General features: G+C 46.6%; 22 protein-coding genes. 17 read left to right on the top strand and 5 right to left on the bottom strand.

From position 1 onward, the window contains the following. Positions 1 to 144: 144 nt before the first annotated feature. The 4 genes from L5M49_RS15565 to galU all read right to left on the bottom strand — a co-directional run bounded on the left by L5M49_RS15565 (position 145) and on the right by galU (position 3,203). On the bottom strand, positions 145 to 594 hold the full coding sequence (locus L5M49_RS15565; RefSeq protein ID WP_263184655.1) for a polymer-forming cytoskeletal protein: 450 nt from the start codon (positions 592 to 594) through the stop codon (positions 145 to 147). Between the two features lie 112 nt (positions 595 to 706). After that, positions 707 to 1,189, bottom strand: coding sequence for a ferredoxin-type protein NapF (gene napF / locus L5M49_RS15560; RefSeq protein WP_263138116.1), 483 nt, complete (start codon positions 1,187 to 1,189; stop codon positions 707 to 709). A gap of 92 nt (positions 1,190 to 1,281) precedes the next feature. Then, positions 1,282 to 2,295 carry a UDP-glucose 4-epimerase GalE gene (gene galE / locus L5M49_RS15555; RefSeq protein WP_263138117.1) on the bottom strand — a complete coding sequence of 338 codons (1,014 nt, stop codon included), beginning with the start codon at positions 2,293 to 2,295 and terminating at the stop codon, positions 1,282 to 1,284. Next, positions 2,295 to 3,203 carry a UTP--glucose-1-phosphate uridylyltransferase GalU gene (gene galU, locus L5M49_RS15550; RefSeq protein WP_168823151.1) on the bottom strand — a complete coding sequence of 303 codons (909 nt, stop codon included), beginning with the start codon at positions 3,201 to 3,203 and terminating at the stop codon, positions 2,295 to 2,297. The genes galE and galU overlap by 1 nt, the downstream gene beginning before the upstream one ends. Positions 3,204 to 3,524: 321 nt before the next feature. On the opposite strand from galU, the gene phhA reads away from it, so the two are divergent. From phhA to ompW, 8 genes are all read left to right on the top strand, one after another. Beyond that, positions 3,525 to 4,325, top strand: coding sequence for a phenylalanine 4-monooxygenase (gene phhA / locus L5M49_RS15545; RefSeq protein ID WP_212600043.1), 801 nt, complete (start codon positions 3,525 to 3,527; stop codon positions 4,323 to 4,325). A gap of 131 nt (positions 4,326 to 4,456) precedes the next feature. After that, a complete protein-coding gene (locus tag L5M49_RS15540; RefSeq protein WP_106650051.1) occupies positions 4,457 to 4,795 on the top strand; it encodes a 4a-hydroxytetrahydrobiopterin dehydratase in 339 nt (112 codons plus the stop codon). 268 nt (positions 4,796 to 5,063) lie between these two features. Then, on the top strand, positions 5,064 to 6,602 hold the full coding sequence (tyrR, locus tag L5M49_RS15535; RefSeq protein ID WP_028760575.1) for a transcriptional regulator TyrR: 1,539 nt from the start codon (positions 5,064 to 5,066) through the stop codon (positions 6,600 to 6,602). A gap of 384 nt (positions 6,603 to 6,986) precedes the next feature. After that, positions 6,987 to 7,973 (top strand): fumarylacetoacetate hydrolase family protein, encoded by a 987-nt coding sequence (locus tag L5M49_RS15530; protein WP_263266374.1) that lies wholly within the window; start codon positions 6,987 to 6,989, stop codon positions 7,971 to 7,973. An 87-nt stretch (positions 7,974 to 8,060) separates the two neighbouring features. Then, positions 8,061 to 8,711, top strand: a complete 651-nt coding sequence (maiA, locus tag L5M49_RS15525; RefSeq protein WP_219234214.1) for a maleylacetoacetate isomerase — start codon at positions 8,061 to 8,063, stop codon at positions 8,709 to 8,711. 86 nt (positions 8,712 to 8,797) lie between these two features. Further along, a complete protein-coding gene (locus L5M49_RS15520) occupies positions 8,798 to 9,088 on the top strand; it encodes a hypothetical protein (RefSeq protein WP_028760572.1) in 291 nt (96 codons plus the stop codon). 76 nt (positions 9,089 to 9,164) lie between these two features. Then, positions 9,165 to 9,821 carry a nucleotidyltransferase family protein gene (locus L5M49_RS15515; protein WP_411569108.1) on the top strand — a complete coding sequence of 219 codons (657 nt, stop codon included), beginning with the start codon at positions 9,165 to 9,167 and terminating at the stop codon, positions 9,819 to 9,821. A gap of 756 nt (positions 9,822 to 10,577) precedes the next feature. Further along, positions 10,578 to 11,225, top strand: coding sequence for an outer membrane protein OmpW (gene ompW, locus L5M49_RS15510; RefSeq protein WP_028760570.1), 648 nt, complete (start codon positions 10,578 to 10,580; stop codon positions 11,223 to 11,225). Between the two features lie 99 nt (positions 11,226 to 11,324). On the opposite strand, the gene L5M49_RS15505 is transcribed toward ompW, so the two are convergent. Further along, positions 11,325 to 12,068, bottom strand: a complete 744-nt coding sequence (locus tag L5M49_RS15505; protein WP_131523783.1) for an SDR family NAD(P)-dependent oxidoreductase — start codon at positions 12,066 to 12,068, stop codon at positions 11,325 to 11,327. A 117-nt stretch (positions 12,069 to 12,185) separates the two neighbouring features. On the opposite strand from L5M49_RS15505, the gene L5M49_RS15500 reads away from it, so the two are divergent. The 9 genes from L5M49_RS15500 to L5M49_RS15460 all read left to right on the top strand — a co-directional run bounded on the left by L5M49_RS15500 (position 12,186) and on the right by L5M49_RS15460 (position 21,790). Then, positions 12,186 to 12,605 (top strand): YbaY family lipoprotein, encoded by a 420-nt coding sequence (locus L5M49_RS15500; protein WP_173245790.1) that lies wholly within the window; start codon positions 12,186 to 12,188, stop codon positions 12,603 to 12,605. A gap of 70 nt (positions 12,606 to 12,675) precedes the next feature. Further along, on the top strand, positions 12,676 to 13,617 hold the full coding sequence (gene metA / locus L5M49_RS15495) for a homoserine O-acetyltransferase MetA (protein ID WP_263199310.1): 942 nt from the start codon (positions 12,676 to 12,678) through the stop codon (positions 13,615 to 13,617). 291 nt (positions 13,618 to 13,908) lie between these two features. Continuing rightward, the gene (locus L5M49_RS15490; RefSeq protein WP_131523781.1) at positions 13,909 to 15,099 is read left to right on the top strand and encodes a thiolase family protein; all 1,191 of its coding nucleotides are present in this window, start codon (positions 13,909 to 13,911) and stop codon (positions 15,097 to 15,099) included. A 132-nt stretch (positions 15,100 to 15,231) separates the two neighbouring features. Beyond that, the gene (locus L5M49_RS15485; RefSeq protein ID WP_011919010.1) at positions 15,232 to 16,731 is read left to right on the top strand and encodes a CoA-acylating methylmalonate-semialdehyde dehydrogenase; all 1,500 of its coding nucleotides are present in this window, start codon (positions 15,232 to 15,234) and stop codon (positions 16,729 to 16,731) included. Positions 16,732 to 16,810: 79 nt separating this feature from the next. Continuing rightward, positions 16,811 to 17,968 carry an acyl-CoA dehydrogenase family protein gene (locus L5M49_RS15480; protein WP_113938930.1) on the top strand — a complete coding sequence of 386 codons (1,158 nt, stop codon included), beginning with the start codon at positions 16,811 to 16,813 and terminating at the stop codon, positions 17,966 to 17,968. A 59-nt stretch (positions 17,969 to 18,027) separates the two neighbouring features. Then, positions 18,028 to 18,801: an enoyl-CoA hydratase gene (locus L5M49_RS15475; protein WP_173245775.1), complete on the top strand. Its 774-nt coding sequence runs from the start codon at positions 18,028 to 18,030 to the stop codon at positions 18,799 to 18,801. Continuing rightward, positions 18,801 to 19,970 (top strand): enoyl-CoA hydratase/isomerase family protein, encoded by a 1,170-nt coding sequence (locus tag L5M49_RS15470; protein ID WP_198573586.1) that lies wholly within the window; start codon positions 18,801 to 18,803, stop codon positions 19,968 to 19,970. Before L5M49_RS15475 ends, L5M49_RS15470 begins: the two co-directional genes overlap by 1 nt. A 134-nt stretch (positions 19,971 to 20,104) precedes the next feature. Then, positions 20,105 to 21,007 carry a 3-hydroxyisobutyrate dehydrogenase gene (gene mmsB, locus L5M49_RS15465; RefSeq protein ID WP_263266372.1) on the top strand — a complete coding sequence of 301 codons (903 nt, stop codon included), beginning with the start codon at positions 20,105 to 20,107 and terminating at the stop codon, positions 21,005 to 21,007. 24 nt (positions 21,008 to 21,031) lie between these two features. Continuing rightward, entirely contained in the window at positions 21,032 to 21,790 is a 759-nt protein-coding gene (locus L5M49_RS15460) for an SDR family oxidoreductase (protein ID WP_011846385.1), read from the top strand. Positions 21,791 to 22,263: the final 473 nt, after the last annotated feature.

The following is a 22,263-nucleotide window of genomic DNA, read 5'->3' as shown; positions in this document are numbered from 1 at the left end:
ACCATTGTAAAGGGGAGAGTTGGGGAGAGTTAGATGAGTAGGCGCTATGTTTAACATCAGGCGGAAAGGAATGATTGAGCTAAAAGAGTGAGTCAAAGTCTGCTCACCTAAGGCGGCGAGCAAACGATAGTGATGCATTTAGGATTAGCGAGATTCTATGACGTCGTTTTGCACGGACGGTAAGTTGAGTGGATCTGCTGTTGGTGTATGGCCTATTGTATGGGAATAAATGGTTGGTGCATCTTCTTTAATCCGCATCCCGATAAATTGGCCACCCTCAAGGATTTGCATTGAGGTACTTGCCACTTCGCCGTCGACAACACCATTACGTTGGATCACTAAACGCTCACAAATGAGTCTGCCTTTGAAGTGCCCATCGACGATAAATTCATGGCACTTTACTTCACCTTGAATTATACCGCCTTGTTCTATGGTGATATTGGCCTCAGAAAGCAGCTGACCTTGGATATCACCGCCAACAAGCACGTCGCCTGTTAATTCGATATTTCCCGTGAGTTTAGTGCCTCGAGCAATAAAGCTAAAAGAGGCACTTTTTTTAGGCGGGAAAAACAGTTTTTTTACAAACATCATCATAAATTAACTTAATTCGAGAAGGGATTAACTGAGTTCAACAGAGGCGCGATACTAGCTTAAAATCCAGGAGAAGCACAGCTCGGCATGTGTTAATGCAATTACAGTGTTTCTATCAAGTTGGTCGTTTTATCTCAATGGCTTTGCTAGGGCAAGGAGCTACGCAGGCACCGCATCCAGTACAAAGATCAAGGTCTATTTTGGGGCTCGGAGCCTGACCAATACTGAGCACAAAGCTGATGGCTCTTGGTTCGCAGGCATCCTTACAACTTTGGCACCAGATCCCTTGAAAGGTTAAGCAGCTTTCTTGAACATGGGCTTGGTATTGCCAAGGTGCTTGAGTCAAATCGAAAATATTTTCAGGGCAAGCCTTAGCACACAGGGTACAAAATGTGCACTCATTGTCCTTAAAGGAGACTTCAGGAAATCCGCCATCACCTTTGATGATAATGTGAGTTTCACAAACCTCAAGACAGGCGGAACAACGGGTACACACATCGGTGAACTCGATATCATCACGTACCCAAGGCGGCCTTATCGCATTATCTTTACGCCGGCGAAAGAGGCTGCGACGGCTGTGATTAATACTTTGAGTCATGTTGCTCCTCGGGTGGTTAATGATGTAAAGCGACGGTATTTAGAGGGATAAAGAAAAATGGCTTGGGAGATTTCCACAAGCCATTCAAGTTATTAGCCGTTATAACCATTGGGATTGGTTGATTGCCAATGCCAGCTACTGTTGGCCATATCTTCTAGGGTATGAGTCGCTTGCCAGCCAAGATCTTCCCTTGCGTGGGTTGGATCGGCGTAGCAGGCGGCAATATCCCCTGGGCGACGTGGCGCAATTTGGTAGGCAATGGTGTTACCACAGGCTTTTTCAAAGGCCTTAACCATGTCTAATACACTATATCCTTGGCCTGTGCCTAAGTTATAGGTCACTAGACCAGGTTTAGTGGCCAATTTTGCAAGCGCTTTTAAATGGCCATTGGCTAAATCCACGACATGGATATAGTCACGCACGCCGGTACCGTCGTGAGTCGGATAATCATTACCAAACACGCTCAAGGCGGTGCGTTTACCCACGGCAACCTGCGCAATAAAGGGCATCAAGTTGTTAGGGATATCGTTAGGATCTTCGCCGATTAAACCACTGGCATGGGCGCCAACCGGATTAAAATAGCGCAGACGGGCGATATTCCAGCTCGGATCGGCATTGTGTACATCTGCCAGTATATGTTCAACCATCAACTTAGACTGACCATAAGGGTTTGTTGCCCCTGTGGGAAAGTCTTCGGTGATCGGTAAACTTGCGGGATCGCCATACACTGTTGCCGATGAGCTGAACACGAGATTTTTTACCTTAAATTCTGCCATGACTTGGCAAAGGATAAGCGTACCCGTAACGTTATTCTCATAATACTTCAGGGGTTTTGCGACGGATTCTCCCACCGCTTTTAATCCTGCAAAGTGGATAACTGAATTAATAGCATGATCGTTAAACACTTTCTGCAATAACGCTTTATTGAGAATATCGCCTTGATAGAAAGTAACCGATTTACCAGTGATCCGCTCGACTCGGTTTAAGGCTTCTATGCTTGAATTAGACAAGTTGTCCAATACAATCAAATCATTACCAGCATTGAGCAGTTCTACTACTGTGTGGGTGCCAATATAGCCAGCACCACCGGTCACTAAAATCGTCATTACTTAATTCCTTTTACAACGGTTTTTAAATAGTGCGCAAAATCTTCACCGATTTCGCTGTGGCGCAGGGCATATTCAACGTTAGCACGCATATAACCTTGCTTGTTACCACAGTCATGGCTCTTACCTTCCATGTAGTAAGCATTTACGGTTTCTTGCTTCATTAACATCGCAATCGCATCAGTTAATTGAATTTCATCGCCTGCGCCCGCAGGGGTTTTAGCCAGTAGTGGCCAAATGCTGGCAGGTAACACATAACGGCCTACAACGGCTAAATTAGAAGGAGCTTCATCTACAGAGGGTTTTTCAACTAGTTCGACTAATGGCTCAGATTCACCCGGTTGTAAATCATGACCATTCACATCGGCAATACCGTATTGGTTGACGACGTTATGTGGCACGCCTTCCACCATGATTTGACCAACTTGGGTTTCATCAAACAGGGCAACCATAGCGGCTAAGTTATCGCTACGAAGATCACAGCTGGCTTCATCTATGATCACATCCGGTAGCAATACGGCAAATGGTGCATCGCCGACGACAGATTTAGCACACAAAATCGCATGACCTAAGCCTTTAGCTTGAGATTGGCGCACGCTGATCACTGTTACATCTTTAGGACAAATGGATTGTACTGCTTCAAGTAACTGACGTTTAACGCGGCGTTCTAATTGGGCTTCTAATTCAAAACTGGTATCGAAATGGTTTTCGATAGAGTTTTTACTTGCGTGGGTCACGAGTACAATTTCTTTGATCCCAGCCGCGATAGCTTCACTGACTACATATTGAATCAATGGCTTATCAACAACTGGTAACATTTCCTTTGGAATTGCTTTGGTCGCTGGAAGCATACGAGTGCCTAGGCCTGCGACAGGAATAACGGCTTTACGAATTTGATGTTGTTTCATTGCGAACCTTTTAGGTCAAGGAGATGCGGTTAATGGCCAATATTGTAAATGACCTGCACAGAAAAGCTATTTAGAAACGCTGAAAACTTAGGATATTTAAGTATTTTTACAGCGAAGTCGACGTAAGTTTTAGCAAAGGTAGCACAGAGCATCTCATCCAGCATGGGTGATGTGCAATTGCATGGCGTTTTTAATACCCTTGTAATATTTGCTTTACGTTTACGTCACAGTAGTGGTGCAAGAATAAAGTGTGAGGGAGTTAACAAATTTAAAGGCTTAGATCACTATGGTTCCATGAGCGCTAGCCACTAAGTGAAGACTATGACGAAAGGAACAGAGTACATCGCTCACAGAGCTGATGACACAGGGTTTATCAACTACCCGCAAGAAGAACATGAGATTTGGAGCCAGCTTTATGCCCGTCAAGCGATAAACCTGCCTGGCCGTGCCTGTAAGGAGTATTTGCAAGGGCTAGATGCCTTGGCTTTGCCAAAGAATCGTATTCCGCAACTTACTGAAATTGATACTGTATTGCAAGCTACCACCGGCTGGAAAACGGCAGCCGTACCTGCGCTTATTTCCTTCGGCCGTTTCTTTGAACTACTGGCCAATAAAGAGTTTCCTGTGGCGACATTCATTCGCCGTAAGGAAGAGTTTGATTACCTTCAAGAGCCTGATATTTTTCATGAAATTTTTGGTCACTGCCCTTTGCTCACCAACCCTTCATTTGCCAATTTTTCACATATGTATGGCCAATTAGGTTTAAATGCCAGCAAAGAAGAAAGGGTGTTTTTAGCGCGTTTATACTGGTTTACGGTTGAGTTTGGCTTGCTACAGCCTAAAGATGGCCCCTTGTGTATCTATGGTGGCGGTATTTTAAGCTCACCTGGTGAAACTTTATATGCAATGGAAAGTGATGTGCCAGAACGTCAACCCTTTGATTTATTGAATGTGCTACGAACCCCATATCGCATCGACATTATGCAGCCGATTTATTATGTGATTGAGCACATTGATATGCTTGATGAAATTGCCAAAATGGACATCATGAGTTATGTCACTAAGGCACGTCAGTTAGGTTTATTTGCTCCTAAATATCCTCCCAAAGCCAAGGCGAGCTAGTCTCGATTCGATGGATGGTTTGATGTTTTATTTGAGTCGCCATCTAATTTAGTCATGTGATTTAAGTAATTAATAAGTAATGAGTAAAGTGCAACTGAATATCCCTATTAATGTTGCCAACAGGAGTATGTATGACTGCGTTATCGAATATGAAATGTGAAGCGTGCCAAGCCGATGCACCAAAAGTGACCGATGAAGAGTTGGCAGAACTTATTCGTATGATCCCTGACTGGGGCGTGCAAGTGCGTGACGGCGTAATGCAGCTTGAGCGCGTCTACAAGTTTAAAAACTTTAAACTGGCGATGGCATTCACGAATAAGCTGGCGGATTTAGCGGAAGAAGAATTCCATCATCCCGGCATTTTCACTGAATGGGGTAAAGTGACTGTCACTTGGTGGTCGCACTCCATTAAGGGGCTACATAAGAATGACTTCATCATGGCCGCCAAGACAGACCAGTTACTAGGTTAATTATTTAATCAATTTAATCAGCATCTTAATGTGTTTTATGATGCTGATTTTTTCTTCCTGTTACAATTCAACTGTAAACTAGGCTTGCCACTTTCAGTTTAACCTTCTAACGTATACGGGCTCTGCTATTTCCCCTCATCGCTGACGTTTTCGTCAAAGGTAACGATTTGCCTAGCAAGCGTTATTTTTGTTGTAAAGCCTAAGGCGAAAAATAGCTCTGCACGGTTTATCCCCAAAATTCAAATCAAAAAAGGGAATATCAGTCATTATGCGCTTGGAAGTCAGCTGTCAGGATCGTGTTGGTTTAGCCAAAGATATCTTAGTCGTGTTAGAGCGTTATGGCATTAATTTAATTGCCATTGATGCCAGTAACCAAGGATTCCTGTACTTACAATTTGCCGAAATTAGTTTTGAAACCTTGAGTGCCTTGATGCCGCAGATCCGCAAAGTGGAAAGCGTGCACGATGTGCGTACGGTGTCATTTATGCCCTCAGAGCAAGAACATTACGCCCTTAAAACCCTGCTCAAAACCTTACCCGACTCCGTTTTTTCTATCGATGCCAAGGCACGTATCCGTATCGTTAATGAGTCCGCCTTGCTCAATATCGGCATGGGTGAGCACGAAGTGCTCGAAGAGTCGTTAAACCATTGGGTACAAGGTTTTAACTTCAGCCGTTGGCTGAGTGAAAGCCAAGTATTGGCCCAAGCGGCGCGGGTGCAAATTGGTCCGAATGAGTATCTTGCCGAAATGCTGCCGATTTACCTACCCGATGAGGATGAAAAAACCATCTTGGTTGGTGCTGTGGTGTCGCTGAAATCCCCTGCGCGCGTTGGAAAACAGTTTAACGCGCTGCAGAACCAAACCACTGGCTTTGAAAATGTATTAGCCAGCAGTGACAAGATGAAGGAAGTGCTTAAGCAAGCGCGGCGTATGGCCCAGCTCGATGCACCTTTGTTGATCACGGGTGAAACGGGTACTGGCAAAGAATTAATGGCCAGAGCTAGCCATGATGCGGGGATGCGCCGTGAAAAACCTTTTATCGCCATCAACTGCGCCGCTCTACCCGACAGCGCTGCCGAAGAAGAATTATTCGGTTACGTCAGTCAGGGCAAAGTCGTCAAACGAGGCTTTTTTGAAGAAGCTAAGGGGGGCACAGTATTTCTCGATGAAGTGGCGGAAATGTCTAGGGCGGCTCAAGTTAAGCTGCTACGGCTATTGCAAGATGGCACTTTTAGACGCATAGGGGGCGATGAAGAAGTACGTGCTGATGTGCGAATTATCTGCTCGACCCAGAAAAATTTAGCTGAACTATGCCAAACCGGTGAGTTTAGGGAAGATTTGTACTATCGCATCCATGTGTTGAGTTATCACATCCCGTCTTTACGCGAGCGTAAAGTCGATATCATTCCACTGACGGAAATGTTCCTCGAACATTACAGTCAACAGTTGTCTAGCCCAGTGCGACGGATTTCGGCCCAGTGCCGCGATCATTTGCTCACCTACGCTTGGCCAGGTAACGTACGCCAATTAAAGAACGCGGTATTTAGAGCCGTGTCTATGTGGGATGGGTCGGCCGAGTTGACGGTAGAACAGCTGAAATTGCCGTCATACGCCGAAGGTTTTGGTTACTTTGATAATGAGTTTGAAGGCAATCTCGACGATGCAATGAAGCAGTTTGAAGCGAGTCTGTTGCGTCGATTATATCCGGCCTATCCGAGCACTCGCCAGTTGGCGAAAAAGCTAGGTGTATCACACACAGCTATTGCTAATAAACTGCGTGAATACAAGATAGCCAAGCGCCGTTAGCCAGAGTCTCGTTGGGTTGACACTGTCAATGTAACAGTATCGTTCCACTTAGTTGCCGACTTTTCAGGCATATTGCTTACCGAGATATTGATAAGCGGTAACTAGGTTATAAACGTAATGATTAGTTTACAAAATGTGAAATAATTGACCTAAATGTGATTTTGGTCACGCTATAGGAATCTTGAGCTGCATCGGGTATTTCTACGCGCAACAAATACGTTAAAGCAAGTAAAAGAGCATGCCTCGTTGGCGCGAACTGCGTAACATGTATGCCCTTAATGAGTCAAAAAGTTCGATTTAAATCGCCGAATATAAGCTGGGTGACGTCGCGCGTTTTCCAGCACAATAAAATTGTACACCTAGCCGAAGAGCACTGGAGCCAATATGAAACTTGCAAGTTATAACAATGGTCGTCGTGATGGTCAGTTGATGTTAGTCAGCCGCGATCTCACTAAAACGGTTGCTGTTCCTGCCATTGCCCACACTATGCAGCAATTACTCGATGGTTGGGATTTACTGAGACCGCAATTGCAAGAATTGTACGATGCGTTAAATGAAGGCATGTTAGATAACGCGCAAGTGTTCGACGAAGCTAAGTGCTTGTCGCCATTACCGCGTGCTTACCAATGGGCCGATGGTAGCGCTTATGTGAATCACGTTGAGTTAGTCCGTAAAGCCCGTGGCGCAGAAATGCCAGAAACCTTTTGGACAGATCCGTTGTTTTATCAAGGTGGCTCAGACAGCTTTATTGCCCCTAAAGCGGATATCCCATTGGCGAGTGAAGACTGGGGTATCGATTTCGAATCTGAAATTGCGGTTATTACCGATGATGTGCCTATGGGCGTGAGCACTGACAATGCAGCTAAGCACATTAAATTGTTGATGCTAGTTAACGATGTGTCATTGCGTAACTTGATCCCTGGTGAGTTGGCGAAAGGCTTTGGTTTTTTCCAATCTAAACCCTCGAGCAGTTTTTCGCCTGTGGCTGTGACACCGGATGAATTGGGTGTCCGTTGGGAAGATTCGAAAGTGCATTTACCGCTGATCACCTATTTAAATGGTGAATTATTTGGTCGTCCGAATGCGGGCGTTGATATGACCTTTAATTTCAGTCAGTTAGTTTCGCATGTTGCAAAAACCCGCCCATTGGGCGCAGGCGCGATTATAGGCTCTGGTACTATTTCTAACTATGACCGTAGCGCAGGTTCGAGCTGTTTAGCGGAAAAACGTATGTTAGAAGTGATTGCCGAAGGCAAAGCCACTACGCCATTTATGCGTTTTGGTGACACAGTGCGTATCGAAATGCTCGATGATAATGATGTAACCATTTTTGGTTCTATCGATCAAAAAGTGGTTGAATACAAAGCCTAAGGCTTTCCCTTAAAGGGCGACACCGACTCAAACTAACGGGGCTTAATTGCCCCGTTTTTATACTGACTTTTATAAGGACATGAAAATATGAAACTTTACGGTTATTGGCGTTCCAGTGCAGCCTATCGGGTTCGAATTGCCCTTAATCTCAAGGGGATTTCAGCCGAACAGTTTTCAGTACATCTCGTACGTGATGGCGGCGAGCAACATAAAGCGGCCTACATTGCGCTTAATCCTTTAGAGTTAGTGCCAACCTTAGTGGTGGATGATGAGCTGGATGTGGATGCCTTGTCGCAATCTTTAGCGATTATCGAATATCTTGATGAGATACATCCACAGTCGCCATTATTGCCTGCATCGGCTCTTGAACGTGCCCACGTGCGCGCTATGGCACTTACGGTCGCCTGTGAAATTCACCCATTAAACAACTTGCGGGTATTGCAGTATTTAACGCAAACCTTAGGTGCTGATGACACCGCCAAAAATACTTGGTATCACCATTGGGTCGCAAGTGGTTTTACGGCCTTAGAAACCTTGTTAACACGGCATAGCGGTCGTTATTGCTTTGGGAATGCCGTGACATTAGCCGACTTATGTTTAGTGCCGCAGGTGTATAACGCCCAGCGTTTTAATGTGGATTTAACGCCTTATCCCAATATCATGCGCGTGTGGGCTGAGTGTAATCAGCTTGAAGCCTTTGTCGATGCTGCGCCAGAGCGCCAAGCGGATGCGGTGTAACGAATTGCGCGGATACGGTTTTTACGAATAGAAAGAATGGATGATGAGACTTGCTTTGCGAGTCTAATCTCAGCGATGGAGTTTAAATGCTTTTCAGTAAAAAATGTCCGTATTGCAAAGGTAAACTCGGCGCTAAGGATGTGCCGATTAAGGAAGGACGCTGCTGCCATTGTGATAAGCCGATACTGTACAAACTCAATGTAATAAAATGGATGCTACTGTTCATGCCCATCTTTACTGTTAGCGTTAATCTGCTAGACAAAGATGTCTATGGGTTTTGGATTTGTTTTGCGGTAATGGCACCGATTTATAGTCTCGTTTATTTACTCTGTCATGAGGTCGTAAAGTGCTCAGAAACCGATGGCGAAGTGGAGTAAGCCTAATGTCTTTCCCGTGTTTTTATCTGATATTGAAGCGGGCGATACTGTTATGAGTGGTGCTAGGGGTAATGTCATGAGTGTTGCTACGAATAATGTTATGAATGATGCAATGAGTGAAGCAGCGCTAGAGCATCAATTACTCGAATGGATAGCTCAAGACTGTGAGCGGGTGAGGGCGCTTGAACTCGTGCTTCAATGCGCCAAAGTACACTCAATGCCGCAGTGGTGTCTGGCGGCAGGATTTGTCCGTAATTTAGTCTGGGATCGCTTGCACGAATTTGAGTTGAGTCCACTGAACGATATCGATCTGATCTATTTTTGCCCTTTAGATATTAGCCCTGAGCGGGATCTGGCGATTGAAACCTATCTTCATCAGCTTGCCCCTGAGTTACCATGGTCGGTTAAGAATCAGGCGCGCATGCATAGTCGCAATCAAGACATGGCTTACACATCTTGTATTGATGCTATGGCCCATTGGCCAGAGTTAGAAACCGCGGTTGGGGTGTGTTTAAAATCTCATGTTGAGACAGATACTCAGGTAGATGCAGAGACTGCTCATCATTCCATGCATTACGGTATTGAGCTGGTGGTTCCCTTTGGGCTGAACTCCCTGTTTGCCCTCAAATTGAGCGCCAATCCAAAGCGATCATTACCAGTTTTTAAGCACAGAGTTGCGACTAAGGGCTGGCTAACTCGCTATCCTTTGCTTACGTGTTGCTACTCAAGCTAATCTTCTCACTTTCTTATTCGTTCAGTCTAAAACTGATCTAACCGCCTCACACTGTCATTCCATGCAATCAAGTTATCTAACATGATAGGTATCATCTTCAAGCCGTTTTTATTTGTCCATTTTTTGTTTTTATCTTAATACCAATCGTATTAAATATCTGTTCATTCAGCGGGAGTTCAACGCGCTTTAGACAAGGCTAAGGCTTGAAGGCATAGTGGTGCTCTGTCGAAAGCCTTAAACGCAGTATAAAGCGCGTTGCCATGTAGTGAACATCAGCCGCCCTTCGGGAGCCACACAGGCATCCCACTCCTGTGTTGCATTGACTTAAAAGGGAATAACCATTTTTGCGTCAATGCGCCTTGGATTGAGATGCCTGTGAGGCTCTGAACTGATTAGATATTTAATGTGATTGGTATCATTTAACTCGTCTCTATAATTTGAAATAAATGTTCAAATAACCTCTTAGTTAAGTGCTTTTCATTGTTACTAAAATGTTTATGGTGTTATTGATCACTACCTCTTGCGGTAGTCATTAGTGATGGCTAATACAACACTTAGCTCACAGAAAACAAAGGGGTATTATCAATAAATGTTTGAATTTCGTGATTCAGCTCCCATGTGTAGTACCTATAAGTGAGTATTGCTCACTCACTTTGATTTGGATCAATAAATCAGCCGCATATCTCTGGCAGTGTAGGCGTCAATTGTTAAGGATGTAATACAAAACAAAAACCTATGTTGTACATATGGAGTATGATGATGAATAAAAACACTGTTTCTACACTGGTCGCTGCCACCCTTTTAGCCGCTGGTTTTTCTGCCTCTGTATCGGCTCACCAAGCGGGTGACATTATCGTTCGTGCGGGTGCTGTGGTTGTTGCGCCAAATGAATCAAGTGATGATGTTGCGGGTAACGGCGAGTTCCAAATCAGCAATAACACTCAAGTGGGTTTAAACTTTGGCTACATGCTGACAGATAACTTTGGGGTTGAGTTATTAGCTGCCACACCTTTTAGCCACGATGTTTCTTTGGCTGGCGTAGGTAAGATTGCTGAAACTAAACATTTACCACCCACTTTAGTGGCGCAGTACTACTTTGGTGATGCGCAATCTAAATTACGTCCATACGTGGGTGTCGGTGTTAACTATACTAATTTCTTCGACAATGAGTTCACCAACGATTTAAATGGTGCGTTAACTGACTTGAGCATGAGCACTTCGTGGGGCTTAGCGGCACAAGCAGGTGTTGACTATCAGGTTAACAAAAACTGGTTAGTGAACGCTTCAGTGTGGTACGCACAAATTAGCAGTGACGTGAAGTTTAAATTAGCGGGCGACACTGTGGTTATCGACACTGATATCAACCCATGGGTTTATATGGTCAGCGTGGGTTACACTTTCTAATCCACTGATTAGATAAGCGTAAAAAAGGAGCCTTAGGCTCCTTTTTCGTTTCTGCCCTTTTTATCGCGCCATGTTCTGTTCCACTTAGGCTAAGCCGATTTAGCGCTTTGGCTTTTTAGCTTTCCAGTGGCGAGTGTTATAGATAAATTCGGGTAATAACACAGTAAGCCAAGCGACGAGGCGCCAGCGTTTGGTCACATAGACGCGGCGTTTGCCTTGTTTCATTGCCTTGATGATTTGCGCTGCGACTTGTGGCAATGGTGCAAGCCACATTGCACTTTGCTGCATAGCGGCTTTATCGAGCAAACCAAGTTGGATATCGGTAATCGTAATCGGTAACTTAAGGCGCTGAGCATGCATACTTAAGCCCTCAAGGTAATTCTGGCCAAAGGCTTTTGAGGCGTGATAGGCCACACTCGGCCCGCCGCGCAGGCCCGCAATCGAGTTGATTGCCGCCAGTTGTCCATAACCTTGCTCGCGAAATAGTCTAAATGCCGTATTGCAGATGGCAGCAAAACCTCGCACATTGACATCGATAATGTCTTGCTCCGGTAGCCAAGGCAACTCGGGGTCATAGCTATTGAGGCCTGTATTGACTAAGACTAAGTGTGCGCCGCCAAGACTTTGCCAGACTGATTCAAGTTGGTTGATGATGGCTTGAGGTTGTTCAATTTGAAGTGCAAAAACTTGTACTTTTGTTGGCAAGGATAAGGCAAAATCGCGCAGTGATTCTGGATCTTGGGCGAATAAGACTAATTCAACCTGTTGATCTGCCAATTGCTTTGCAAGTTCACGACTTAATTGTGAGCTAGCTCCCACAATGATTGCAGTTGCTTGGGTCATAGATTTTTCGGCAACGAAATGGTGGCTTATGATAGAAAGTTATGTTCACCAAGACAAGATTTATAGCTTGGGCGTATGGACATCTAGAAGTCTTTATGTATGATTAGGAGAAACAAAATGAACAAATGGTTGCGTTTAAGCGCGTTGAGATTAACAGCCTTAGCATTAATGGCCGTAATGGGGGTGTTATCGGGTTGTGCGACACCGAATGCTATCGTTGAGATAAAAGGCGAGACCTTATATCGCGAACGGATAGCCTTACCTGCCGATGCTAAGGTCATAGTGCAACTGCTTGATGTCTCAAAAATGGATGTGCCAGCCATAGTGATGGCGGAGCGCGTGCAACAAGGTGCTGCGACACCCGCGCCATTCAGTTTTGCGATTGGTAGCGATCAGTTCCAACCCGGTCACACTTATGCCATAGGTGCCCGGATTATGTTGGGTGATAAGTTATTGTTTATTAATACTCAAGCCTATCATATTGATCTCAATTCCACTGAGCCAATGACGATACTGCTAGAGAAAGTCGGTGGCTAGTTAGCCCGCTCAGAAGTGAGCTGACATACGCGCCGAATCCGTTAGTATTTACGAACAGAAGAGGCGCGGTATGCCGGTTAGAATTCCAGATCATCTGCCCGCAGCAGGGGTGTTAGAGTCAGAAAATATTTTCGTTATGTCCGAGACGCGGGCGGCGAATCAAGATATCAGGCCAATGAAGGTGCTGATTTTGAACTTGATGCCGAACAAAATTGAGACAGAAACCCAGTTACTGCGCTTACTGGGCAACACGCCTTTACAAGTCGATGTGGATTTACTGCGCATTCACGACAAAGAGTCCAAGCATACTTCCATCGACCACATGAATACTTTTTACCGTGATTTTGAAGCCGTGCGCCATAAAAATTACGACGGTCTTATCATCACAGGCGCGCCGCTTGGGCAAATCGATTTCGAAGATGTGGTTTATTGGGATCATATCCGTGAAATCATCGACTGGTCCCAAGAGCATGTCACCTCAGTGTTGTTTTTATGCTGGGCAGCCCATGCGGGCTTGTATCATCTCTATGGTTTAAATCGAAAAATATTGCAACAGAAGCGTTCTGGCGTATTTGTACATAGGCGCACTTGTCAGCATTTCCCACTGCTACGTGGTTTTGATGATGAGTTCTTTGCACCCCACTCGCGTTTTGCCGAGATGGATGTGGAAGAAATTAGGCAACACCCGCAGCTGCAAGTGTTAGCGCAGTCCGATGAGGCCGGGGCTTATTTGGTGTTAAGTCGTAATAACCGTAACTTGTTTGTAATGGGTCACCCTGAATATCAAAAATCGACCTTAAACGATGAATACCATAGGGATTTAGCCCAAGGCTTAGCGCCAAATGTGCCACAAAACTATTATCGAAATAATAATCCAGAAGCCGAAGCCATTGCCCGCTGGCACAGCCACGGTAGTTTGTTGGTCAGTAATTGGCTCAATTATTACGTTTACCAGTTAACGCCTTATGACTTAAGTGATATGACGGCGATGACACCGTGGGAATCGCGCTAAGGTTTTGTTTAGCCTTTTATGGTGATGTGGTCACATGGATGTGACCTAAGCTGATACCCAAAAGCCCTTAATTTATCTCTCCCTTAGATGCTGTGGTCCACGCTTGACTGTGCTTAATCCCTGCCTCGCTGTAAATCCTTACTGACAATTTTTACCCGATAAAATCGACACATTAGACCAAGGAATACTTGCTTTACGTTCGCGTAAACGTCAGAGTGGTTTTATTGTCGATTTTATTAAACGTCCCAAGGCTAGCACTAGGCCTTGTGGTCAATTTGGGTTGGAGCCTGCATGAGTACTGAACCGTTAAATCAAGATATTGTTATTGTTGCCGCTAAACGCACCCCTATGGGTGGTTTTCAAGGCAGTTTGTCATCTGTTGCATCACCGACTTTAGCCGCGACAGCCATTAAGGGCTTGTTGGCGGAGACTCAATTAGCGGGTGAGCATGTTGATGAAGTCTTGATGGGCTGCGTATTACCCGCTGGTTTAGGTCAAGCGCCTGCACGTCAAGCCACTTTAGGTGCGGGATTACCCTTATCCGTTGGTGCGACCACAGTGAACAAAGTCTGTGGCTCAGGCATGAAGACGGTCATGTTAGCCCACGATTTGATTAAAGCGGGCAGTGCAAAAGTCGTGATCGCTGGCGGTATGGAAAGTATGAGCCAAGCGCCGTATCTTTTGGATAAAGCCCGCGGCGGCATGCGCATGGGCCACGGCAAAGTGCTCGATCATATGTTTTTAGATGGTCTTGAGGATGCTTATACTGGCGGCGCCATGGGAACGTTTGCCCAGAAAACCGCCGATGAATTTGGTATCACCCGCGAGCAGATGGACGCCTTTGCGCTCAGTTCGCTCGAAAAAGCCAATGCCGCGATTAACTCGGGTGCCTTTAAAGCTGAAATTACGCCAGTTACTGTCAGCGATCGTCGTGGTGATGTGACTATCGATACCGACGAGCAACCCGGTAATGCCCGCCCTGAAAAAATTCCTACGCTGCGCCCTGCCTTTACCAAAGATGGCACTATCACAGCGGCCAACTCTAGCTCTATTTCCGATGGCGCAGCGGCATTGATGCTGACCTCTCGCGGCGAAGCTGAGCGTTTAGGCTTAACTGTATTAGCCACCATCAAAGGCCACACGACCCACGCCCAAGAGCCTTCACTCTTTACCACTGCACCTGTCGGCGCTATGGCGAAATTGCTGGCCAATGTGGGTTGGTCAACGGATGAAGTCGATTTATTCGAAATCAATGAAGCCTTCGCCATGGTGACTATGCTTGCCGTGTCTGAACTGGGTTTAGATGTGGCTAAAGTTAACGTCAATGGCGGCGCTTGCGCTTTAGGTCATCCTATTGGTTGCTCGGGTTCACGTTTGCTGGTGACCTTAATCCATGCTTTAAAAGCCCGCGGCCTTAAACGCGGTGTCGCCTCGCTGTGTATCGGCGGTGGTGAAGCAACAGCGATGGCCATTGAGGTCTAATCGCAAAGGTTTTTGTCAAATCAGGTTTTAGTTAAATCAACAAGACGGGGCTGGCAAGGGCAATCACTTCCCTTGAGGATAATCATAATATCGCACCGCCAGCCCATCACTCTACAAGGAAAGGATTGCAACATGACCACACAAGTAAAGCATTACATTGACGGCGAGTTTATCCAAGGTACGGGCACATCACAGATTATTGTCACCAATCCCGCGAATAACTCGCCGATTGCTGTGATTAATGCTGCCACTAGCGAAGAAGTTCACGCTGCCATTGCCAGCGCCAAAGCGGCCTTTAAAACCTGGAAAGAAGTGCCAGTGTCTGAACGCGCGCGTGTCATGTTGCGTTATCAACATCTGCTAAAAGAACATCACGACGAACTGGCGACCATTCTTGCAAAGGAAACCGGTAAAACCTTTGAAGATGCCAAGGGCGATGTATGGCGTGGTATCGAAGTTGCTGAACATGCTTGTAATGTGGCGTCATTATTGATGGGTGAAACCGTCGAGAACGTCGCGCGTTCAATCGATACTTACAGCTACACTCAACCGCTCGGTGTGTGTGCCGGTATTACGCCATTTAACTTCCCTGCGATGATCCCGTTATGGATGTTCCCATTGGCGATTGCCTGCGGTAACACTTTCATTTTAAAGCCTTCAGAACAAGATCCTATGACGCCGCAGCGTCTGGTTGAGCTGTTTGTTGAGGCGGGCGCACCTAAAGGCGTATTGCAATTAGTGCATGGTGATAAAACAGCCGTAGATATCCTGCTGGCAGACCCTGCGATTAAAGCCATTTCTTTCGTCGGTTCTGTGGCTGTGGGTCAATATATTTATAAAACGGGTACCGATAACTTAAAACGCGTGCAAGCCTTTGCGGGCGCGAAAAACCACTGCGTTATAATGCCAGATGCAAACAAACAGCAAGTGATCAACAACTTAGTCGGTGCTTCTGTGGGCGCGGCGGGTCAGCGTTGTATGGCGATTTCGGTTGCCGTGTTTGTTGGCGCCGCTAAAGAGTGGATCCCAGAATTAAAAGAAGCCTTAGCCAAAGTTCGCCCAGGTTTATGGGACGATAAAGAAGCGGGTTATGGTCCAGTTATCAGCCCTGCAGCTAAGGCGCGGGTGCTTAAACTTATCGCCCAAGGTAAAGCCGAAGGCGCCGAGTGTTTACTCGATGGCAGCGATTTTACCGTGGAAGGTTATGAATCCGGTAATTGGATTGGCCCAACCATGTTCGATAAAGTCACCACTGAGATGAGCATTTACAAGGAAGAAATCTTTGGCCCTGTACTGTGTTGTATGGAATCAGACTCCTTAGAAGCCGCCATCGAATTAGTTAACGCCAGCCCTTATGGCAACGGCACGTCTATCTTTACCGCTAGCGGTGCAGCTGCCCGTAAATATCAACATGAAATCGAAGTCGGCCAAGTGGGTATTAACGTGCCTATTCCTGTGCCATTACCTTTCTTCTCATTTACCGGTTGGAAGGGCAGTTTCTACGGCGATCAACATGCTTATGGCAAGCAAGCGGTGCGTTTCTATACCGAGACTAAAACCATCACTTCACGCTGGTTCGAGTCTGATATTGCCGTAGCTTCAACGCCAAATATGAGCATTAACCTACGCTAAGCTCGGTTATAAACCACGGCGTCTTTATGGCGCCCAATTTATTAAATAAAAAGTGACCACAGAGTCATAGGAGAGCCCAATGGATTTTAATTTCAACGATGACCAACGCCAGTTTGCCGATCTTGCGCGCCAGTTTGCCGCGGAAGAATTAACCCCGTTCGCCGCCAAGTGGGATGAAGAACATCATTTCCCTAAAGACGTGATCCAAAAAGCCGGTGAGCTAGGTTTTTGCTCTCTGTATTCGCCAGAATCCGAAGGTGGCATGGGCTTATCGCGCCTCGATGCCTCGATTATTTTTGAAGAACTTGCCAAGGGCTGCACTGCGACCACGGCCATGCTGACCATTCACAATATGGCGACTTGGATGGTGACGACTTGGGGCACTGAAACCCTGCGTCAGACTTGGTCTGAGCCGTTAACCACAGGGCAGATGTTAGCGTCATATTGTTTAACTGAGCCGGGTGCGGGTTCGGACGCTGCATCTTTGCAAACCAAAGCGGTGCGTGACGGTGATGAATATGTGATTTCAGGCTCGAAAATGTTTATCTCGGGTGCGGGCGCAACTGAGCTTTTAGTCGTGATGTGCCGTACAGGCCAAGCTGGGCCTAAGGGGATTTCGGCGATTGCCATTCCGGCGGATGCCGCTGGCGTTATCTACGGTAAAGCCGAAGATAAAATGGGCTGGAATGCCCAGCCGACCCGTCAAATCACCTTTGAAAACGTGCGCGTGCCAGTAGCGAACTTGCTCGGTGAAGAAGGCCAAGGTTTTGCTTTCGCGATGAAAGGCTTAGACGGTGGTCGCATCAATATAGCCACCTGTTCTGTGGGGACGGCGCAGTCGGCTTTAGAGCGCGCAACTCAGTATATGAATGAGCGTCAACAATTTGGTAAACCTTTGGCGGCTTTCCAAGCGCTGCAATTTAAACTTGCCGATATGGCAACCGAGTTAGTGGCTGCCCGCCAAATGGTGCGCCTTGCGGCCTTTAAACTCGATAGTGGCGATCCTGAGGCCACGGCTTATTGCGCTATGGCGAAACGCTTTGCCACCGATGTGGGTTTTCAAGTCTGCGATGCGGCGCTGCAAATTCATGGTGGATATGGTTATATAAGGGAGTACCCGCTGGAACGTCATTTCCGTGATGTGCGTGTGCATCAGATTTTAGAAGGCACTAACGAAATTATGCGCTTAATTATCGCCCGTCGTTTACTCGATGAAAATGCAGGACAAATCCTGTAATTCAACTCGCAATATGCGTGACTTACAGGTCGGCGATAACTGAAAAGGAGTCTATAAAGATGGAATATTTAGTTGAACGTATCGAAGGCCACACGGCGATTCTGACTATGAACAATCCGCCAGCCAATACTTGGACTGCCGAGAGTTTACAGGCGCTTAAAGCCAAAGTGCTTGAGCTGAATGCCAATAAAGATATTTACGCCTTAGTGTTAACGGGCCAAGGGCAAAAGTTCTTCTCCGCTGGCGCCGATTTAAAACTGTTTAGCGATGGTGACAAAGGCAATGCGGCAACGATGGCAAAGCATTTTGGTGAAGCCTTTGAGACCTTAAGCCAATTCCGCGGTGTGTCGATTGCCGCGATTAATGGCTATGCCATGGGCGGCGGCTTAGAAGTCGCGTTGGCCTGCGATATTCGTATCGCCGAAATTCAAGCTGTGATGGCATTACCCGAAGCGACGGTCGGTTTATTACCCTGTGCGGGTGGCACTCAAAATCTGACCGCATTAGTCGGTGAAGGGTGGGCTAAACGGATGATTTTATGCGGCGAGCGTATCGATGCGACTCAAGCATTGAATCTACGTTTAGTGGAAGAAGTGGTTGATACTGGCGAAGCGCTTAATGCGGCAATCGCGTTGGCCGTTAAAGTCGCTAACCAAAGCCCAAGCAGCGTCACAGCGTGCAAGACACTTATTCAAGCGGGGCGCACTATGGCGCGTAGCCAAGCGCTACCGATTGAGCGTGAGTTATTTGTCGGATTATTTGATACTGAAGATCAGGCCGAAGGCGTGAATGCGTTTTTAGGGAAACGTAAAGCTGAGTGGAGAAACCGCTAATGACGAATGTAGTAGATAATGACGTGGTCGAGCATGTCGCAAATCAGGTCAAGACCACACAAAATGTGGTTTTTCAAACCTTAGCCACTGCTTCTGGCAAATTGGTTGGGGTGGTCACACTCAATGTGGAAAAAGCCCTCAATGCCTTAGATTTAGGCATGGTGCGCGCTATGACGGCGCAGCTTAATCTGTGGAAGAAAGATCCCCTTATCGCTTGCATCGTATTAGATGGCAGCGGTGAGAAGGCATTTTGTGCCGGGGGTGATGTGCGCGCTTTATACCATGCTTCCATTGCCGCTAATGGGCAAGTGACTGAGGAAGCAAAGGTTTTCTTCGAAGAGGAATATCGCCTCGATTATCTACTGCATACCTTTGGCAAACCTGTGTTGGTGTGGGGCGATGGCATAGTCATGGGCGGCGGCCTCGGTTTGATGGCGGGCGCGAGCCACAGAGTCGTTACCGAAACCTCGCGTATCGCTATGCCAGAGGTGACTATCGGCCTGTATCCCGATGTGGGCGGCAGTTATTTCCTTAATCGTATGCAGGGCAAGATGGGATTGTTTTTGGGATTGACCGCCTATCAACTCAATGCCGCCGATGCCTGTTATGTGGGCCTTGCGGATCATTACCTGAACCGCGACGACAAAGAGCTGATGTTTGATGCCATGGCAACCTTAGATTGGAGTGATACGCCAGCTCTTAATCATCAACGTTTAGATAGCATGATCAACGAGCTGTCTAATCAAGTGGATATTCCGAAGGGCGACAGTGTATTAGCCGAAAGCCAAGACATAATCGACAGGCTTATGGCGGGCAGTCTGCAGGATATTGCAGCACGCATGTCAACTCTGGTATCGGAAGAAAAGTGGTTAATGAAAGCGCGGGACACCTTCCTTGCGGGTAGCCCTATCAGCTGGCACTTGGTCTATATCCAAGGGCAGTTAGGGACTAAGCTTAGCTTAGCTCAATGTTTCAAATGGGAATTAACCGCGAGTGTTAACGTGTGCGCCCACGGTGATTTCTGCGAAGGCGTTCGTGCACTCTTGATTGATAAAGACAAGAAACCGCAATGGCGTTTTAAGGATGTTAACTCAGTACCCACAGCGGTACTTGAGCAAATATTGGCTTCCCCATGGGGCGAGGCGCATCCCTTTAACCAACTGAGTTAAGCGTTTAAGGGCCGAGTTGGCTAAGCGCTGTGTTTATTTGCTTAGCCAAGCTCGCTTTACTCTGTGATAAAGTCAGCATAATCAATTTGATAGCATTATCACAACACTAAAAAGAACAACACAGGAGTGATGGCATGAGTACAGTAGCCTTTATCGGTTTAGGTAATATGGGCGGCCCAATGGCGGCCAATTTATTAAAAGCAGGCATGACGGTTCGCGTCTTTGATTTAGTCCCTGAGGCTATGCAGCAATTGGCCGAAAAAGGCGCCTTAGTATCAAGTACCGCCTGCGGCGCTGCAGCGGGCGCAAGTGTGGTGATTACTATGCTGCCTGCGGGCAAGCATGTAAAAAACTTATATTTAGGCAATGGAACAGACAAAGGTCTGCTTGAAGTGGTTGCGGGTGATACCTTGCTCATCGATTGTTCAACCATCGATGCACAAAGCGCACAATTAGTGGCGGCCGAAGCGGCTAAATGCGGCATCGAATTTATGGATGCACCAGTTTCTGGCGGCACGGCAGGCGCGGCAGCGGGCACCTTAACTTTTATTTGTGGTGGCTCGGATAACGCTTTTGAACGTGCGCAGCCCGTACTTAAGGCTATGGGTGTGAATATCTTCCACGCAGGCGGTCCAGGTGCGGGGCAAGTCGCGAAAATCTGCAATAACATGCTGTTATCTGTGTTGATGGTCGGTACTTCCGAAGCCCTGCAAATGGGCGTCGATCATGGCCTAGATCCCAAAGTGCTATCCGATATTATGAAGGTCAGCAGTGGCGGAAACTGGACGCTAGAGAAGTACAATCCCTGCCCAGGCGTGATGGAAACAGTGCCTTCTTCTAAGGGCTATCAGGGGGGCTTTATGGTAGATTTGATGGTCAAAGATCTCGGTCTGTCACAAGAAGCTGCATTATTGAGCAACTCTAGCACGCCAATGGGCGCTTTAGCCCGCAGCTTGTATGTTAATCATGCAAGACAAGGCAATGGCCGCCGAGATTTTTCCAGTATATTTGAACAATTTGCACCACTTAAAAAATAGACACAGATAACAAGGGATCACCAGATGGATTTAAAAGATAAGGTTGTCGTCATTACTGGCGGCGCGGGGGGCTTAGGCTTAGCAATGGCGCAAAATTTTGCGCAGGCGGGTGCTAAGATAGCGCTTATCGATGTGGACCAAGAAAAACTCGAGCGAGCCTGCGCTGAGCTTGGATCGGACACTGAAGTTCAAGGTTATGCCTTAGACATTACAGACGAAGAAGACGTCGTCGCGGGTTTTGCCTATATTCTCGAAGATTTTGGTCAAGTGAACGTGTTAGTGAACAACGCTGGTATTCTGCGTGATGGCATGTTAGTCAAAGCCAAAGACGGCAAGGTCACTGATCGTATGTCTTACGAGCAATTCCAATCGGTGATCAATGTGAACCTGACCGGCAGTTTCCTTTGTGGCCGTGAGGCCGCAGCGGCCATGATTGAATCGGGTCAAGCGGGGGTGATTGTTAACATCTCTAGCCTTGCTAAGGCGGGTAATATGGGTCAATCAAATTATGCGGCCTCAAAAGCGGGTGTTGCGGCTATGTCTGTCGGTTGGGCAAAGGAGTTAGCACGTTACAATATCCGTAGCGCAGCGGTCGCACCTGGCGTGATCGCAACCGAGATGACAGCAGCAATGAAGCCAGAAGCGTTGGAGCGTTTAGAGAAACTCGTGCCAGTTGGCCGCTTAGGTCATGCCGACGAGATAGCTTCTACCGTACGTTTTATTATTGAAAACGATTATGTTAACGGTCGTGTGTTTGAAATCGATGGTGGTATCCGGCTGTAACATTACATAGCAAACAACCTCAAGATGAAGTCCTTGAGGTTGCTCGAGTGTATAATATATATAAAAATCGAGCCTAGCTCTAATGCCTATCTCGCTGAAAAGATCAAAAACCGATGCCCATGTCATCGGTTTTTTTATGCAACGCTCATAAGTACTCGCTCGCACTCACTCATATTACCTGCCTAACCGAATTCACCTGCTTAGCTGATGTGTTGGAACCTTAGTTAACCTGAACTCGATGTATGGACTCCAACAACCTACAGTCGTAAGTTGGTGTCGACCAAAACAAAAGGAGTCCATACATGAGTAAGCCTACAATAATATCTCTCGACCTTGCAAAAAAGTCATTCAAGTTTGTAAAGTGAATCCATATGGTGAGTTGTTATTCAATAAAGCCATGTCACCACAAAAAACGAAAGACCTTCTTGCCAACTCTCCTCCTTATATCGTTGCTATGGAAGGCAGTGCTAGCT

Origin of the sequence: Shewanella sp. SM74 (genome assembly GCF_025653725.1) — a bacterium.
Taxonomy (GTDB): domain Bacteria; phylum Pseudomonadota; class Gammaproteobacteria; order Enterobacterales; family Shewanellaceae; genus Shewanella; species Shewanella oncorhynchi.
This window is presented reverse-complemented; position numbering and strand designations above follow the sequence as displayed.